Source organism: Haladaptatus sp. SPP-AMP-3 (genome assembly GCF_049568665.1).
Lineage (GTDB): Archaea > Halobacteriota > Halobacteria > Halobacteriales > Haladaptataceae > Haladaptatus > Haladaptatus paucihalophilus.
Genome location: NZ_CP145897.1, coordinates 2,090,201 through 2,104,579 on the forward strand (window position 1 = coordinate 2,090,201; position 14,379 = coordinate 2,104,579).

Annotated in this window: 18 protein-coding genes; 10 read left to right on the top strand and 8 right to left on the bottom strand. The window is 61.6% G+C overall.

The genetic code is table 11. The features are described from left to right. The first annotated feature begins 26 nt into the window (after positions 1–26). The 4 genes from V5735_RS11580 to V5735_RS11595 all read left to right on the top strand — a co-directional run bounded on the left by V5735_RS11580 (position 27) and on the right by V5735_RS11595 (position 3,860). The gene (locus tag V5735_RS11580) at positions 27–593 is read left to right on the top strand and encodes a DUF7529 family protein (protein ID WP_423743661.1); all 567 of its coding nucleotides are present in this window, start codon (positions 27–29) and stop codon (positions 591–593) included. Between the two features lie 113 nt (positions 594–706). Beyond that, complete coding sequence (locus tag V5735_RS11585) at positions 707–1,555, top strand: CBS domain-containing protein (RefSeq protein ID WP_423743662.1); 849 nt, start codon at positions 707–709, stop codon at positions 1,553–1,555. After that, a complete protein-coding gene (gene glyS, locus V5735_RS11590; protein WP_423743663.1) occupies positions 1,552–3,282 on the top strand; it encodes a glycine--tRNA ligase in 1,731 nt (576 codons plus the stop codon). Before V5735_RS11585 ends, glyS begins: the two co-directional genes overlap by 4 nt. 2 nt (positions 3,283–3,284) lie before the next feature. Continuing rightward, positions 3,285–3,860 carry a dolichol kinase gene (locus tag V5735_RS11595; RefSeq protein ID WP_423743664.1) on the top strand — a complete coding sequence of 192 codons (576 nt, stop codon included), beginning with the start codon at positions 3,285–3,287 and terminating at the stop codon, positions 3,858–3,860. Positions 3,861–3,929: 69 nt separating this feature from the next. Here V5735_RS11595 and V5735_RS11600 read toward each other — a convergent pair whose 3' ends face one another. Then, positions 3,930–4,166: a hypothetical protein gene (locus V5735_RS11600; RefSeq protein ID WP_423743665.1), complete on the bottom strand. Its 237-nt coding sequence runs from the start codon at positions 4,164–4,166 to the stop codon at positions 3,930–3,932. A gap of 76 nt (positions 4,167–4,242) precedes the next feature. On the opposite strand from V5735_RS11600, the gene V5735_RS11605 reads away from it, so the two are divergent. Further along, positions 4,243–6,663, top strand: a complete 2,421-nt coding sequence (locus tag V5735_RS11605; RefSeq protein ID WP_423743666.1) for a DEAD/DEAH box helicase — start codon at positions 4,243–4,245, stop codon at positions 6,661–6,663. Between the two features lie 176 nt (positions 6,664–6,839). Next, a complete protein-coding gene (locus V5735_RS11610; RefSeq protein ID WP_423743667.1) occupies positions 6,840–7,088 on the top strand; it encodes a hypothetical protein in 249 nt (82 codons plus the stop codon). Here the strand turns inward: V5735_RS11610 and V5735_RS11615 are convergent. Both V5735_RS11615 and V5735_RS11620 read right to left on the bottom strand, forming a co-directional pair. Then, the gene (locus tag V5735_RS11615) at positions 7,075–7,467 is read right to left on the bottom strand and encodes a universal stress protein (RefSeq protein ID WP_423743668.1); all 393 of its coding nucleotides are present in this window, start codon (positions 7,465–7,467) and stop codon (positions 7,075–7,077) included. The two genes, V5735_RS11610 and V5735_RS11615, sit on opposite strands and share 14 nt — an antisense overlap. 25 nt (positions 7,468–7,492) lie before the next feature. After that, positions 7,493–8,185, bottom strand: a complete 693-nt coding sequence (locus tag V5735_RS11620) for an Sjogren's syndrome/scleroderma autoantigen 1 family protein (protein ID WP_423743670.1) — start codon at positions 8,183–8,185, stop codon at positions 7,493–7,495. 86 nt (positions 8,186–8,271) lie between these two features. Here V5735_RS11620 and V5735_RS11625 point away from each other — a divergent pair, with 86 nt between their 5' ends. Then, positions 8,272–8,931, top strand: coding sequence for a CRISPR-associated protein Cas4 (locus tag V5735_RS11625; protein ID WP_423743671.1), 660 nt, complete (start codon positions 8,272–8,274; stop codon positions 8,929–8,931). Here V5735_RS11625 and V5735_RS11630 read toward each other — a convergent pair. From V5735_RS11630 to V5735_RS11640, 3 genes are read right to left on the bottom strand one after another with little or no spacing between them, the layout of a single operon-like run. After that, entirely contained in the window at positions 8,917–9,531 is a 615-nt protein-coding gene (locus tag V5735_RS11630; protein ID WP_423743672.1) for an L-threonylcarbamoyladenylate synthase, read from the bottom strand. The two genes, V5735_RS11625 and V5735_RS11630, sit on opposite strands and share 15 nt — an antisense overlap. Before the next feature lie 57 nt (positions 9,532–9,588). Then, on the bottom strand, positions 9,589–10,098 hold the full coding sequence (locus tag V5735_RS11635) for a redoxin domain-containing protein (RefSeq protein WP_423743673.1): 510 nt from the start codon (positions 10,096–10,098) through the stop codon (positions 9,589–9,591). Continuing rightward, on the bottom strand, positions 10,098–10,367 hold the full coding sequence (locus V5735_RS11640) for a glutaredoxin family protein (RefSeq protein WP_007976196.1): 270 nt from the start codon (positions 10,365–10,367) through the stop codon (positions 10,098–10,100). The genes V5735_RS11635 and V5735_RS11640 overlap by 1 nt, the downstream gene beginning before the upstream one ends. A 117-nt stretch (positions 10,368–10,484) precedes the next feature. Between V5735_RS11640 and V5735_RS11645 the strand changes: the two genes are divergently transcribed. Next, a complete protein-coding gene (locus tag V5735_RS11645) occupies positions 10,485–11,876 on the top strand; it encodes a hemolysin family protein (RefSeq protein WP_007976198.1) in 1,392 nt (463 codons plus the stop codon). Between the two features lie 67 nt (positions 11,877–11,943). Here the strand turns inward: V5735_RS11645 and V5735_RS11650 are convergent, their stop codons facing one another. Further along, positions 11,944–12,351: a hypothetical protein gene (locus V5735_RS11650; protein WP_423743674.1), complete on the bottom strand. Its 408-nt coding sequence runs from the start codon at positions 12,349–12,351 to the stop codon at positions 11,944–11,946. 181 nt (positions 12,352–12,532) lie between these two features. Between V5735_RS11650 and V5735_RS11655 the strand changes: the two genes are divergently transcribed. Further along, the gene (locus tag V5735_RS11655) at positions 12,533–12,748 is read left to right on the top strand and encodes an AbrB/MazE/SpoVT family DNA-binding domain-containing protein (protein ID WP_139136027.1); all 216 of its coding nucleotides are present in this window, start codon (positions 12,533–12,535) and stop codon (positions 12,746–12,748) included. Between the two features lie 298 nt (positions 12,749–13,046). On the opposite strand, the gene V5735_RS11660 is transcribed toward V5735_RS11655, so the two are convergent. Then, positions 13,047–13,649 (bottom strand): conditioned medium-induced protein 4, encoded by a 603-nt coding sequence (locus V5735_RS11660; RefSeq protein WP_423743675.1) that lies wholly within the window; start codon positions 13,647–13,649, stop codon positions 13,047–13,049. A gap of 127 nt (positions 13,650–13,776) precedes the next feature. On the opposite strand from V5735_RS11660, the gene V5735_RS11665 reads away from it, so the two are divergent. Further along, the gene (locus V5735_RS11665; protein WP_423743676.1) at positions 13,777–14,364 is read left to right on the top strand and encodes a biotin transporter BioY; all 588 of its coding nucleotides are present in this window, start codon (positions 13,777–13,779) and stop codon (positions 14,362–14,364) included. The last annotated feature ends 15 nt before the right edge of the window (positions 14,365–14,379 follow it).

Sequence of the window (14,379 nt, forward strand, 5' to 3'; positions counted from 1 at the left end):
ACCGCTTCCGCGCCCGAGGTCGCTGTATGCCAGAAACCGGCGACGAGGAAGGCAGCTACGCCGAGAGAATCGCGGCAAACGCCGATGCCGAGAAGGATGCGTGGGGGATGACGCTCGAAGACATGAACGCGATGGCGGACGACCTCGAATCGGAGGGGTGGGACGTCGTTACCGCTCCCGCCAGCCACACCGCACCGGAGAACCCGGACGCGGGCGACACCGACCGGTTCGGTTTCGTTTACGTCATCCCGGACAACTACGCCGAGGACTTCAGAGAAGCGGTCGAAGCGGGGACGTTCCCGAAATATCAGGTTTTCCGCAAGGAAGTCGGCTCCCGCGTGTTCCAGCTCACGCAGTTCCTCGACCCCGACACCGAAACCGCGATTCTCATCGCGGGCACCTACGAGATGATGCACGCGCCGCCGCTCGTCAAAACGGCGATGGAAGAAGACGAGATGTTCAGTCACGTCCAGACGCTGGACGGGACGGTTCACGGGTCGTTCCGACACGACGACTACACGAAGTTCTTCCCGGAGCCGGAAAAGTACGAAGACTACGTTGTGGAAGCGAACGTCGGAACCGACGACGAATAGTCACCATTCGTCGGTGTCCCTCTGTCTCACCTCGATTTTGCATCCGCGCTTCCGATCTTTCGTCCCCCCACGCTTCGTAGGGTACAAGAAGGGTGAAGCCGTATCCGGCGGATATGAACGTTGCCGAAGCGATGACACCCCGGTCAGACGTGGTTACTGTCGAGCTTCCGGGCACGCGCGACGATGTGCTCGAATACTTGCAGGAACGCTCGTTTTCCTCCGTTCCGGTCGTCAAGCAGACTGACGACGGCGAGCAGTACCGCGGTCTCATCTCGCGCGATGACCTCATCGAGAACCCCGACGAAGACCAACTCGCGATGCTCATGCGCGATGTCGCGACGACGACGCAGGACGCGTCCGTCGAAGACGTCGCCAAGTTGATGTTGGACGAACGAACCCGCCGCGTTCCCGTCGTCGACGGCGAACTCGAAGGAATCGTCACCGTCACGGACGTCGTTCGAGCGATAGCCGAAGGCGAAGCCGATGGCGACACGGACGTCGGCGAACTGGCGAGTCCGGACGTCAACACCTGCTACGTCGACACGCCGCTGAGCGTCGCCGAACGCGAAATCTACTACGCGAACGTCCCGTACGCGGTCACGCTCGGTGAGGACGGCGAGATGAGCGGCATCCTCACCGAAGTCGATATCATCGACGTCGCCCGCGTGGTCGAAGGCGAGGACGACACCGGCGGCAGTATCGCAAACGAGGACGACGCGTGGATGTGGGAGGGGATCAAATCGGTCGGCAACAGTTACATCCCGACGCGAAACGTCCAGATTCCGTCCGCCCCGGTCAGCGAGTACATGACCGACGACGTGGTGACGGTTTCGAAACACAAGACCGCGCGCGAGGTCGCACAGATGATGCTGACGAACGATATCGAACAGGTCCCCCTCGTCAGCGGCGACCTCCTCGTCGGCATCGTGCGCGACGTGAACCTGCTGGAGGCGCTTAAATGACCGGAGAGCTGGTCGAACTCGCCAAGCGTCGTGGTTTCTTCTTCCAATCGTCGGAAGCATACGGCGGCGTGTCCGGCTTCTACGTCTACGGCCCGCAAGGTGCGGCGCTGAAGCGGAACATCGAGGACTCGTGGCGCGACCGCTTTCAGGTACGGGAGGGCCACCGTGAGATAGAAGCGCCGACGGTGATGCCGGAACCCGTCTTCGAGGCGTCGGGCCACCTCGACACCTTCGATGACATGCTGGTCGAGTGCCCCGAATGCGGCGAGAGCCACCGGGCGGACCACCTCATCGAGGACAACACGGACATCGAAGACGCGGAAGCCATGCCGCTCTCGGAAGTCGGCGACCTCATCGCCGAGTACGACCTCCACTGTCCGAGCTGTGATACGCCGCTGGCTGGTGAGCCGGTCGAGGACTTCAACCTCATGTTCGAGACGGACATCGGTCCCGGCTCGGGACACCCCGGCTATCTCCGTCCCGAGACGGCACAGGGCATCTTCGTCGAGTTCCCGCGACTCAAGGAGTACGCGCGCAACCAACTCCCGTTCGGCATCACCCAAATCGGCACGGCCTACCGGAACGAGATCAGCCCGCGGAAGTCCATCATCCGCGTCCGCGAGTTCACGCAGGCGGAACTCGAACACTTCATCGACCCGGAAACCGACGAACCGCCGCTTCACCGCGTCGAGGACGTGGAGGTGACGCTGTACTCCGCCGTCGCGCAGAACGACGAGGACGGCGACTACCTCCGAACGACCATCGGTGAGGCGGTGGACGAGGGCATCATCGCCAGCGACTGGGTTGCCTACTACCTCGGCGTCGGTCAGGAGTGGTACGAACGAATCGGCGTGGACATGGACCGTTTCCGCTTCCGACAGCATCTCGCGGGCGAACGCGCCCACTACGCGAGCGACTGCTGGGACGCCGAAGCCGAAATCGACGGCGACTGGATAGAGATCACCGGCTACGCCTACCGGAGCGATTACGACTTATCGAAGCACGACAAATACTCCGACGAGGACTTCACCATCTTCCGGCAGTACGACGAACCGAAGGTCGTCGAACGGGCGACGGTCGACCCCGACATGAGCTATCTCGGTCCGGAGTTCGGCGGCGCGGCCGCCGACATCGCCGAGGCGCTCCAGACCCTCGCGGAGCGCGACCGAACCGCCTTCGACGGCGACGAGGTAACCGTGGAAGCCGACGGCGACACCCACACGATTCCGGTCGAGAAGACCGGTTTCAGCGTCGAGGAAGTCAAGGAGTCGGGCGAACACATCGTCCCGCATGTCGTCGAACCGTCCATCGGTATCGGCCGCGTGCTTTACACCGTCCTCGACCACGCCTACGACACGGACGAAATCGAGGGAGAAACGCGGACGCGGCTGTCGCTCGACCCCGAAATCGCACCGACGACGGTCGGCGTCTTCCCGCTCATGGACAAGGACGGCATGGGTGAAAAGGCCAGAGATATCGCGGCCGACCTCCGAAGACACGGTCTCGACGTGGTCTACGACGACTCCGGAAACATCGGCCGTCGATACCGGCGACAGGACGAGGTGGGCACGCCGTTCTGCGTCACCGTCGATTACGAGGGCCTCGAAGACGACACCGTGACGCTCCGCGAACGCGACTCCACCGGACAGGTTCGCGTCGCCGTCGACGACCTCCCGAACCTCATCGCCGACCTTCGGAGCGGCGAGCGCGCCTTCTCCGAACTCTAACCGTGGCGGGTGAAGTCAAGCGCAGGCTGGTACACGTCAGCGGAACCGGGTTTCCGGCGCTGTACCTCCTCGGTTTGCTGACGTGGGAGCAGTTGCGCTGGCTTCTCCTCCTCGGTTCCGCGGTTGCGCTCGCACTCGAAATCATCCGCCTGCTCGTCGGCCTCGACTGGAAGATATACGACGAACTCACGCGGAGTTACGAACAGGACAACCTCGCGGGCTACGCTCTCTACTTCTTCGGCATGACCGCGACGGCGTGGGTGTTCGAACCGCGAATCGCCATTCCCGCGATGCTCATGCTGACCATCGCCGACCCTATCAGCGGCCTCATCGGGTCGGGCGAACTCGGCATCAAGGCGGTTCACACCCTGTTGGTGACCTTTGCGGTCTGTGTCCTCATCGCGTCCGTGCTCGGCCTGCCGCTACCCGCTGCGATTCTCGGTGCGGTCGCCGCGACGCTCGCGGACGGCGTCAAACCCGTCATCGCGGGCTACGTCATCGACGACAACCTCACGATTCCCATCGGTGCCGCCGTGGCGATTTTCGTCGCGTTGCGGTATCTGCCTGCGGTGGTCTAGCGACGGTCGATAGCCCGACCATCACACCCACTCGAAGTCCGCTACCGTGTTGACTTGGAGTTCGAAATATCATTCGGAAAGAAAATACGCAGCAAACGCGGCACCGAGGACGGTCCCAGATATTTGCCAAAAAACAACGTTGTTGGACTGGAGAGCGAAGCCGACGAGTGAGTCGAGGAGGAACCCGAACGAAGCAACGGCAATAGTAACTCCATCTCTAAAATCTAAGATCATATTGGACAACACAATGACGGATAATATGAAAATCAGCATTTGAATTATTGATGTTATGGGTGTGGTTATCACGAATATCCTCGGTCGTGCTCCACTTTCACTCCGCCACACGAATCCTTTAACCGAATGACGACCAAACTCACGACGAATGGCGACCACGGACGCGGAAACGAACTACGTGGAACACCCCTATCTCTCGCCCTCGTTCATCGAGCGGCGACTCTATCAGATTCAACTCGCCGGGACGGCGCGGAACGACCACACGCTCGTCTGCCTCCCGACCGGACTGGGAAAGACGACGGTCAGCCTGCTCGTGACGGCCGAACGGTTCGACGACGTGGGCGGGAAATCGCTCCTTCTCGCGCCGACGAAACCGCTGGTGAACCAGCACGCCGACTTCTATCGGGAAGCCCTCTCGATTCCGGACCAGGATATCGTGGTGTTCACCGGCGAGGTCCGCCCCGACGAACGCTCGGAGCTTTGGAAATCGTCGAAAGTCATCATCGCTACGCCGCAAGTCGTGGAAAACGACATCGTGGGCGGGCGCATCGACCTCGGGCCGGTGACGCACGTCACCTTCGACGAGTGTCACCGCGCGACCGGCGACTACGCGTACAACTACATCGCGGAACGCTACCACGCGGACGCGGACGACCCGCTCGTTACCGGAATGAGCGCGTCGCCGGGCGGGGACAAGGAGTCGATTCTGGAGGTCTGTGAGAACCTCGGACTGCACGAAGTCGAAGTGATGACGGAGGAAGACAGCGACGTCTCGACGTACACCCACGACACCGAAGTCGAGTGGGTTCGCGTGCAACTCCCCGACGAAATCATCGAGATTCGGGACGCCCTGAACGAGGTCATCTCCGACAGACTGGAGCGCCTGAAGGACCTCGGCGTCATCAACACGACGCGCCCCGACGTCTCCCAGAAGGACCTGAACAAGGTCCGGGGTCAGTTGCAGAAACTCATCGACAACGACCAGTCGGAGGGGTACCAGGGCATGTCCGCGCACGCGGAGGTGATGAAACTCCGCCGGGCGGTCGAACTCGCGGAAACCCAGAGCGTCGAATCTCTCCGTCGGTATTTCGAACGCCAGCGCAACTCCGCCCGCTCGTCGGGCGCATCGAAGGCGAGCCAGCGCATGGTTTCCGAGCCGAAAGTGCAGGAAGCGATGCGGAAAGCAGTCCAGTACGAGGGTCGGCATCCGAAGTTCCAGAAGGTCAGGACCTACGTCGCCGAAACGCTGGGACTGAACGACGGGGAGCGTATCATCGTCTTCACCGAATCACGCGACACGGCGGAGACGCTGACGGACTTCTTCAACGACGAACTCGGAAACCAGTTGACCGCCCGGCGGTTCGTCGGGCAGGGCGACAAGGACGGCAGCGACGGGATGACCCAGAAGGAACAGCAGGACGCCCTCGACAAGTTCCGGGCGGGCGAGTTCGAGGTGCTCGTCTCCACCTCCGTCGCCGAGGAGGGACTGGACGTGCCCGAAGTCGATTTGGTGCTCTTCTACGAACCCGTTCCGACCGCGGTGCGGTCCATTCAGCGGAAAGGTCGGACCGGCCGACAGGCACAGGGGCAAGTCGTCGTCCTTCTCGCCGAGGATACCCGCGACGAGGCGTACTTCTGGATTTCGAAGCGTCGGGAGGACGAGATGGAAGAAGAGCTACGGAAGCTCAAAGGCGTCGCCAAGGAAGTCGAGGAGGAACTTGACGATTCACAACAGACGCTCGGGTCGTTCGGCGACGACGGTGACGGCGGCGGAAAGACGAGCGAGGTGGGCCACGGCTTACAGGAGTTCGAGACGGAGGCGGCGGGCGACACGGACGATGCCGAGGACGGTGCGGGCGATGGGGGGTCGGAACCGGATGGCATCGTTGCGACGGCGCGCAAACGCGACAACTCGGATGCCGTCGAAATCGTCGCCGACCAGCGCGAACTCGACGCGAACATCGCCCGCGACCTCTCCGCTCGGGAGGGCGTCGACGTTCGCCTCGAAACGCTCGCGGTCGGCGACTACGTTCTGAGCGACCGCGTTGCCGTCGAGCGAAAGTCGGTGAGCGACTTCCTCGATACGCTCGTCGGGAGCGACCGCTCGATGTTCGAGCAGGTTGGGGACATGAACCGCCACTACGCCCGTCCGGTCGTCATCATCGAGGGCGACGGACTCTACGAGGAGCGAAACGTCCACCCGAACGCGATTCGGGGTGCGGTTTCGTCCCTCGCCGTCGATTTCGGCGCGAGCGTCCTCCGAACCGAGGACGAGGCGGACACGACGGACCTGCTCGAAGTCATCGCCACCCGCGAACAGGAGGTCGCACAGCGCGAGGTTTCCGTCCACGGCGACAAACACGCGAAGACGCTCGCGGAGCAACAGGAGTACGTCGTGGCCTCCATCGCGGACATCGGGCCGGTGACCGCTCGAGCGTTGCTCTCCGAGTTCGAGACGGTTCAAGCCGTCATGACCGCCTCGAAAGACGACCTTATGGAGACCGAGGGGGTCGGCGAGATAACGGCCGACAGAATTCGCGAGGTCGTTTCGAACGAGTATGATCCGTAAGGCATGCTTACCGCAGGACAGGTGTGATGTTTGGTACTAAATGGCATGATGTCGGTCATCACGGCCTAAATCCGTTCTTTCGACGCTCGTACGGCGGCGATGACGGCGGATAAACGGGGTGAACGGTCGAGACACGTTAAATCCCTCCCTGCCGTTTACCCGGATGAGAGTAAACTATGTTACCTCGCCTCACGGGGCAGGATGACGATGAGGAGCGGACAGTCGAACAGTGGTACGGAAAGCCACAGCACGAGATGACCCCTTCGACAAGCGAACAGGAACTGTACGGTGACCCGCAGCACGACGTAGCAGACGGCGGTTCTCCGCCGGATTTCGACTTGGACCTCGGGTACACGTTGAACTGGTTCGACCTCTCCGAGGAGTCGGACGCCGACGTCGAACGCCAGTTGCTTACGGAACGATAGTCACCGGTACCGTCTCGGAGCGGACTATCTTTTCGGCCGCGCTGCCGAGAATTGCTCGGTCGACGGTTCCCGACCCGTGATGGCTCATGATGACGTGCTCGTAATCGTTCTCCGTCACCAGTTCGAGGACGTTCTCGCCGACTCGCTCCGCCGGTCGGAACTCCAGTCGCATATCGGTCGAGAGCTCCGGTTCCGACTCGATACCCGCCGATTCGAGCACGTCACGAGCGCGTGCGAGTATCTCGTCGGTTGCGGACGTCGCTTCGTCGGAAAAGTGCACGACGTGGAGCGTGGCGTCGAACTTTCGAGCGAACTCCGCGGCGAACGCGAGCGCGCGAAAACTCCCGTCGGAGCCGTCGATAGGAACCAGTACGTCCATGGGGTGACTGTCGGCCGGTTTCGGCTTAACGATTCGCCCGGTCGAGCGCGGCGAGCGCCTCCGCCGCCTCACGCGTCGCGGCCAGCAGTTCCCGCGAATAGCCGACGTCGTTCGTCCCTTCCGCCTCCCGTGCAAGGGCCGTCAGTTTCCGCACCAACGCCTCCCGCGCCGCCGAAAGGTCATCCGTCCCCGACTCCGCGGCCGTCCGCGTTCCCGCCGCTCGCGTCTCGGGTTGTCGTGCCCGTTCGCTTCGATTTTCCCCTCCCGTCTGGCTCGGGGGTACACGCCGAGACTGACGCGGAACGCTTTGCGGTGGCGTCGGCGACTGTGCGCGGTTCGGTTCCCGCGACTGACCCATCCCTGTCGATTCCGTCTGTGCGTCCTCCTCGCGGTGTCCGGGCGATTCGACCGAAATCTCGCCGGGCTCTCCGGCGGTTTCGGTTTCAGCACTCGCGTCGCTCCCGACCGTCTCCGGCGTTTCCGCCTCCGTGGTTTTTGCCTTCGACGCTTCGTTCCCGGCACCTTGGCAGGTCGGGCAGAACTCCGTCCCGTTCATTCGGAAAATCGGGTCGCCGCAGGTGTCGCAGTGTTTCCCCGTCATCGTCGCGCCCTGCAACAGCAGTTCGCTCATCCGCTGGGTCGATTTTCGCTCCTCCTTTTCGTTCTCGTACTGCTGGCGGAGCTTTTCCCGCTCCGCTTCCTTATCGAAATCGCTCATGAACGGACAGAGACTGTCCAGACTCTTGCCCCTTTCCCTCGTCTCTCGCCCCGAGATTTATATACCAAATCGCGGCCAGAACTACCGTGTCGAAGATACCGTTCAGCGAACTCGAAACCGTGGCGTACTGCCCACGGAAGGGCTACTACCGGCGACAGGACAACATCGAAATCCCGAACCTCGTTGCCGAACGGCGACGACTCGCGTTCGAATACGGCAGCCTCCTCGATGCCCCCGATTCGGAACTCGCCGACCGTCCGCTGGAAGTCCCGCCCGCCCGGTTTCGTGCGAATCTCGAACGCGCAACCGAGTTCGATGCGTGGGACCATCTCCGTTCGCCCGAGACACGCGACAGACTGGTCGAAGGGAAGGACTGTCGCGGCATCGTCCACAAAGTCCTCGACTGTGACCCACCGATTCCGTCGATGGTGTTCACCGGAACTCCACCAGAGACCGGCGTCTGGGAACCCCAAAGCGTCCGCGCGGTCGCCGCCGCGAAGGCGCTCTCGTGGGAACACGAGCGGCCTATCGAACACGCCTTCGTGGAGTATCCGGCGTGCGGCGTCGTTCGGAAGCTTCGCCTCTCGACGCGACGGAAGGCGACGTATCGACGCGCCCTCCGAACCGCTCGCGCGCTCGACGGGCCGCCGCCGCGGTTGACCAACCGGTCGAAATGCGATGCTTGCGAGTACCGCGCCGAGTGCGGCGTGAAAACCCGAACGCTTCGCTCGCTACTCGGCGGCTAGCCACGCTTCGATTTCGTCCGCGTTCTCCCCGCGCCGGAGGATTTCACCCTGCTCTACGTTCACCACGGTGCTTCCGGTTCCGCCGGTTTCGCCACCGTCGATGACGCACTCGGCGGCGTCCCGAATCTCGTCGTCGAGGCCGTCGGTGCACGTCACGCTCCCCCGGCCGCTCACGTTGGCGCTCGTGCTAGTGATGGGCGCAACTTGCCGGAGAAGGGACAGCGCGACCGGTTGGTCGGGAATCCGAACGCCGACGCGCGACCGTCCTCCGGTGAGCACGTCGGGAACGACGTCGCGCTTCTCACAGAGCACGGTGACCGGTCCGGGGAGAAATGCCTCCATGAACGCCAGTTCCCGCTCGGTCGGACGAACGTAGTTCCGCGCGGTTTCGATGTCGGGAACCGCGAGCGATATCGGCTTATCGCGCGCTCTTCCCTTCGCGTCGAACACCCGCTCTACCGCCGTCGGGTCGAGGGCATCGGCACCGAGACCGTACACCGTCTCGGTCGGATAGACGACGAGGTGACCGTCCCGCATCGCCGTTGCCGCGCGTTCGAGTTCGTCTTCGCTCACGCCGTTTCCATCGCTCGCGTCTTCCATAATCGGGTGTTGTGGCTCCACGCGAAAAAAGCGTCGCGTCGTCCTCGACTGCTCGCTTCAGTCCTCTAGCGCCTGCTTCACTTCGTCGTAGTCCGGGAAGTCGGGCCACTCCGCGGCGACCCACGCGTACTCGACCGTCCGGTCTTCGTCCAGCAGGAACATCGCCGGTCGCGGTTCGCTGATGCCTTCCATCCCGTCCAACTCGTGTTCGATGCCGTACGATTTTCCGACGTCGTTCGCCGGGTCGCTGAACAGCCGGTACTCCATCTCGCGCTCCTCGATGAACGTCTTGTGCTCGTACGGCGTCGAAATCGACACGCCGACGATTCGAACGTCGTACTCGTCGTCCCACGCGCGGTCTCGCAGTTCGTTCCACACGTAGGTCGCCGGGAACGCGCCGTCCATGCCGTGAAAGACGAGCAGCGTCCGTCCGTCGTCCGTGATGTCGGATAGGGAAACGTCCTCCCAGAGTTCGGCATCCACGAGCGGACGCGTGAAGTCCGGTGCCGTCTCCCCCGCCTCGGGATGGTCCGACGGTGGCAGTTCCACGACATCGAAATCGACCATTATTCGTCTCCTCCGTAGGTGTTCTCGATGTACTGGACGATGTTCGCGCTCTCGCTCATCGTGACGCCCGTGTTTTCGTCGACGATGGCCGGGACGGTCCGCTTGCCGCTGATGCGCTTGACGACGTTGCGGTCCGAGTGCATGGGTTCGACGAATCGCGATTGGTAGGTGATGTCGTGGTCTTGGAGTTTGCGGACGACGCGCTCACAGAACGGACACGCCTGCAATCGGTACAGCGTGAGGTCCGGCTCTGTCGTCTCGGTGCTCATATTCACCGATTGGGACGAAACGTCCGTAAGGTCTTCGTTCTCGGAAGTTTCGCTCAAAATTTGGAACAGCACAAGAATAAAGAGTTAATCCCGCTGACGCTCAAGGTGGGTTATTGAATGACACTCTCCCCGACACTCATCGCACTTTCACAGACTGCGCCGCTGAATAGTCTGTTCAGCATCAACCCCTCCGGACAGTTGACTCTGTGGGGTGGGATCGCCTCCGTTCTCCTCCTTCTCGTGCTCTCCGCGTTCTTCTCCTCCTCCGAAATCGCGATGTTCTCGCTCGCCAAACACCGCGTGGAAGCGCTCGTGGACGAGGGCGTCGACGGCGCGAAGACCGTCGATTCGCTCAAGAGCGACCCGCACCGCCTGCTCGTGACGATTCTCGTCGGTAACAACATCGTCAACATCGCGATGTCCTCGCTCACGACGGCGCTCGTCGGCATCTACTTCGACAACCCCGGCGCGACCGTCCTCATCTCGACGTTCGGCATCACCTCGCTCGTCCTGTTGTTCGGCGAGAGCGCGCCGAAATCCTACGCCGTCGAGAACACGGAGTCGTGGGCACTCAAAATCGCAAAGCCGCTCAAATACTCCGAGTACCTCCTCCTGCCGCTGGTCGTCACCTTCGACTACCTGACGCGGGCGGTCAACCGCGTCACGGGCGGTCGCTCCGCCATCGAGACCTCGTACGTCACGCGCGACGAGATTCAGGACATGATCCAGACTGGCGAGCGCGAGGGCGTCATCGAGGAGGACGAACGCGAAATGCTCCAGCGCATCTTCCGGTTCAACAACACCATCGCCAAGGAGGTCATGACGCCGCGCCTCGACATGACCGCCGTTCCGCAGGACGCGAGCATCGACGAGGCCATCGAGACGCTCGTTCAGTCGGGTCACGAGCGCGTCCCCGTCTACGAGGGAAGTCTGGACAACGTCATCGGTATCGTCACGGTGCGCGACCTCGTGCGCGAGAAGAACTACGGCGAGACGAAGACCGACGGCCTGAAACTGAGCAACCTGATTCAGCCGACGCTTCACGTCCCCGAGAGCAAGAACGTGGACGAACTGCTGACCGAGATGCGCGAAAACCGGATGCAGATGGTCATCGTCATCGACGAGTTCGGAACGACGGAAGGGTTGGTGACGATGGAGGATATGGTCGAGGAAATCGTCGGTGAAATCCTCGACGGCGAGGAAGAGGAACCGATAGAGCGCGTCGACGAGGACACCGTTATCGTTCGCGGCGAAGTCAACATCGACGAAGTGAACGAAGCCATGAAAATCGAGCTCCCCGAGGGCGAGGAGTTCGAAACCATCGCCGGGTTCATCTTCAACCGTGCGGGCAGACTCGTGGAGGAGGGCGAGGACATCGACTACGAGGGCGTCCGCCTTCACGTCGAACAGGTCGAAAATACCCGGATCATGAAGGCTCGAATCACGCGGTTGGACGAGGAGGTCGAGCCGAACACGATAGAGGAAGGCGTCGAATCCGGCGCGGAATAGCGGTCGCTGTTCCGTTTTCGGTCGGTACGAAAAATCGGCGCGCGGACTCTCGAACGACGGTCTCGGATTATTCGACCGTCGTCGTTACCTCTTCTTCCACCATCTCTTCTTCCTCGTGGTCGAACTGACCCTCACCGAGTGCGATGAGGAAGGTTCCGATAAGGTCGAGCGGCAACGTGAAGAACGTCACCAACCCGAGCACGCCAGCGGTCATGCTGCCGTACCAGTTGTGACCGTTGTACGCCGACCAGCCCCCCGCGAATTCGATAATCGAGAACACGAGGACGATGCCAGCGAGGATCGCCGCGCCGAGCCCGGTCACGCCGAGCATCTGCCCGGCGGCGCTGGTGATGAGCAATCCGAGGCCCACGATGACGCCGATGATTCCCGCCAGCATCAGCAGGAAGCCACCGGCTTTGTACGTTCGCGGCGTGTACGTTGTCTCACGCTCGACTATTCGTTCGGTTGTTGCCATTCTATTTCCCCCGTGTGAACGGAAGCGCCGTTTTCACTTATCCCCATCGTCCGTTCTAGAAATTGGATGGATTCAGATTCGGTACTCGTTCGGTTACTTTCCTCTGACAAAGTACGATTTCGTAAACGAACGTCGTACTTTTGCCGACCAAGCGTCTACCCTGATGGGAGGTGAGTCGATAGTGAACATTCCACATTTGCGCTTTCTGGACGACGACGAACAAGAAGAGCGAGCACATCCTCTCGGCATTCGAACCCTCCGCAAATCCGGCGGTTCGGTTGTCGTCACTATCCCGCCGGACGTCATCGACCTCGTAAACATGAACGTCGACGACGATGTCGTCGTTCACGCGACGTCCGATTCGATCACGCTGACGAAACTTCCGAAACAGGAATAGCCGCGTTCCTTTTGCGACGGTAATGGCCCGTTGAACGGTGAGCCGAGAATGAGAACCGTTAATAGCTCGCCATCGTGATTCAATGCTATGAATGCAATTTATATATTGGCTGCGTGCTGGCTCGTCTTTTCGCTCCTCGGGGCGACGTTCCTGTACTGGCACGACTCCACGGAAGCCCTCACCCAGTGGTGACGCGCGGACCGTCGGTGCGTCCGCGACCCGTGGAGCGACAGCTGTTCGCACCTGACTCTCCTCTGGCGTTCCTCGTTTAAACGACGGCCGGTCGTCGAAAGGAATACTAAAACGAGACGTTCGTTTCCATTCCGTCCGTCGCGTCGTCCAACCCGTCCTGTTGGATGTCACTTGTCATTCTATCGGATATCTCTCTGTCTTGTAGAATGTTCTCGAACTCGTTGATATACTGTTGATTCACGGTTCGCGCCTCGTCTTTCGCCTCGATAACGCGACGGTAGCGCCGAACGGTCGATTCGTCGGTCTCGAGTTCCGCCGCGCAGTCGGCGGTCGTCGCGCCGTCTCGGACGAGCATCCGAAGGGTCTCGATTTCGAACGGCGCGTCGGTGTCCGATGGTCGAAAGAGGTGGAGGTCGATTCGGGCGCTGGCGACGTCTTCTTTGAGCGATTCGTCCCCGAGTTCGTCGGCGATTCCGTCGTCGCCGTCCCCGGCGTAAAATCGCCGAACGACCGTCTGTAGTTCCTCGTCGGTGAGCGAGGTATCGAAGTCGTACCGTTCGCGCATCTCCACCACCACGGCGAGTAACTGCTCCTCAACTCTTTCCTCCGTTCCGAGCGAGCCGTGCGTCTCCTCCTGTTTTTCGGTGACTGTCTCCTCGTCGGTCATGTCGAGGAACATGTCACGGAGTTCTTCGGTCTTCTTATTCATAGCGCGTACCTCATGCCGGGAATCTATAAAAACCTGTTGGGCGGTGGGTGAAATTTCGTTCCGACGATTGAAACAAGCACCGCCGTCAACCGAAGTTATCATGGCGGTTGACGAGCGACCCTGTTCCATGTCCACCGAAACCGGCTCCGTCGAACTGGTCGGCGAGCAAACCGTCGGAAACATCGCACGAACCGCGCTGTTCGCCGCCATTGTCGGCGCGTTCGCGCAAGTCTCGTTTCCGAATCCGCTCGCTCCCGCCATCCCCGTCACGCTCCAAGTACTCGGCATCTTCCTCGCCGGAATCTTCCTCGGACCGCTCTGGGGGTCCGCGTCGCTCGTCCTCTACCTCGTCGCCGGTGCGGTCGGCGCTCCCGTCTTCGCCGGTGGTTCCGCCGGGTTGGTCAACGTCGTCGGTGATCTGACGAGCGGCTACCTGCTCTCGTACCCCTTCGCCGCGTTCGCCATCGGCGCAATCGTCCACGACGGACTAACGCTCCGGGACCCGAAGCGCGCGGATATCGTTCGTCTCGTCGGCGGAATGGTCGTCGGAACGGTCATCATCTACGCCTTCGGGACCGTCGGATTTTCCTACTTCGGTGACTACGGCCTCGTCGAGGCGTTCATGCTCTCGGCGGTCGCCTTCATCCCCTTCGAGGCGTTCAAAATCGCCGCCGCGGTCGGCATCGTTCGAAACGACCGCGTTACGGCCGAATAAAACTCGAACACCGAC

Excerpts from the sequence above, each read along its gene's own strand:
- glyS (WP_423743663.1), top strand. The coding sequence starts at position 1,552 with ATGACCGGAGAGCTGGTCGAACTCGCCAAGCGTCGTGGTTTCTTCTTC.
- V5735_RS11650 (WP_423743674.1), bottom strand. The coding sequence starts at position 12,351 with ATGGCAACAACCGAACGAATAGTCGAGCGTGAGACAACGTACACGCCG.
- V5735_RS11605 (WP_423743666.1), top strand. The coding sequence starts at position 4,243 with ATGGCGACCACGGACGCGGAAACGAACTACGTGGAACACCCCTATCTC.
- V5735_RS11640 (WP_007976196.1), bottom strand. The coding sequence starts at position 10,367 with ATGAGCACCGAGACGACAGAGCCGGACCTCACGCTGTACCGATTGCAG.
- V5735_RS11620 (WP_423743670.1), bottom strand. The coding sequence starts at position 8,185 with ATGAGCGATTTCGATAAGGAAGCGGAGCGGGAAAAGCTCCGCCAGCAG.
- V5735_RS11615 (WP_423743668.1), bottom strand. The coding sequence starts at position 7,467 with ATGGACGTACTGGTTCCTATCGACGGCTCCGACGGGAGTTTTCGCGCG.
- V5735_RS11630 (WP_423743672.1), bottom strand. The coding sequence starts at position 9,531 with ATGGAAGACGCGAGCGATGGAAACGGCGTGAGCGAAGACGAACTCGAA.
- V5735_RS11645 (WP_007976198.1), top strand. The coding sequence starts at position 10,485 with ATGACACTCTCCCCGACACTCATCGCACTTTCACAGACTGCGCCGCTG.
- V5735_RS11580 (WP_423743661.1), top strand. The coding sequence starts at position 27 with ATGCCAGAAACCGGCGACGAGGAAGGCAGCTACGCCGAGAGAATCGCG.
- V5735_RS11635 (WP_423743673.1), bottom strand. The coding sequence starts at position 10,098 with ATGGTCGATTTCGATGTCGTGGAACTGCCACCGTCGGACCATCCCGAG.
- V5735_RS11585 (WP_423743662.1), top strand. The coding sequence starts at position 707 with ATGAACGTTGCCGAAGCGATGACACCCCGGTCAGACGTGGTTACTGTC.
- V5735_RS11665 (WP_423743676.1), top strand. The coding sequence starts at position 13,777 with ATGTCCACCGAAACCGGCTCCGTCGAACTGGTCGGCGAGCAAACCGTC.
- V5735_RS11660 (WP_423743675.1), bottom strand. The coding sequence starts at position 13,649 with ATGAATAAGAAGACCGAAGAACTCCGTGACATGTTCCTCGACATGACC.
- V5735_RS11610 (WP_423743667.1), top strand. The coding sequence starts at position 6,840 with ATGTTACCTCGCCTCACGGGGCAGGATGACGATGAGGAGCGGACAGTC.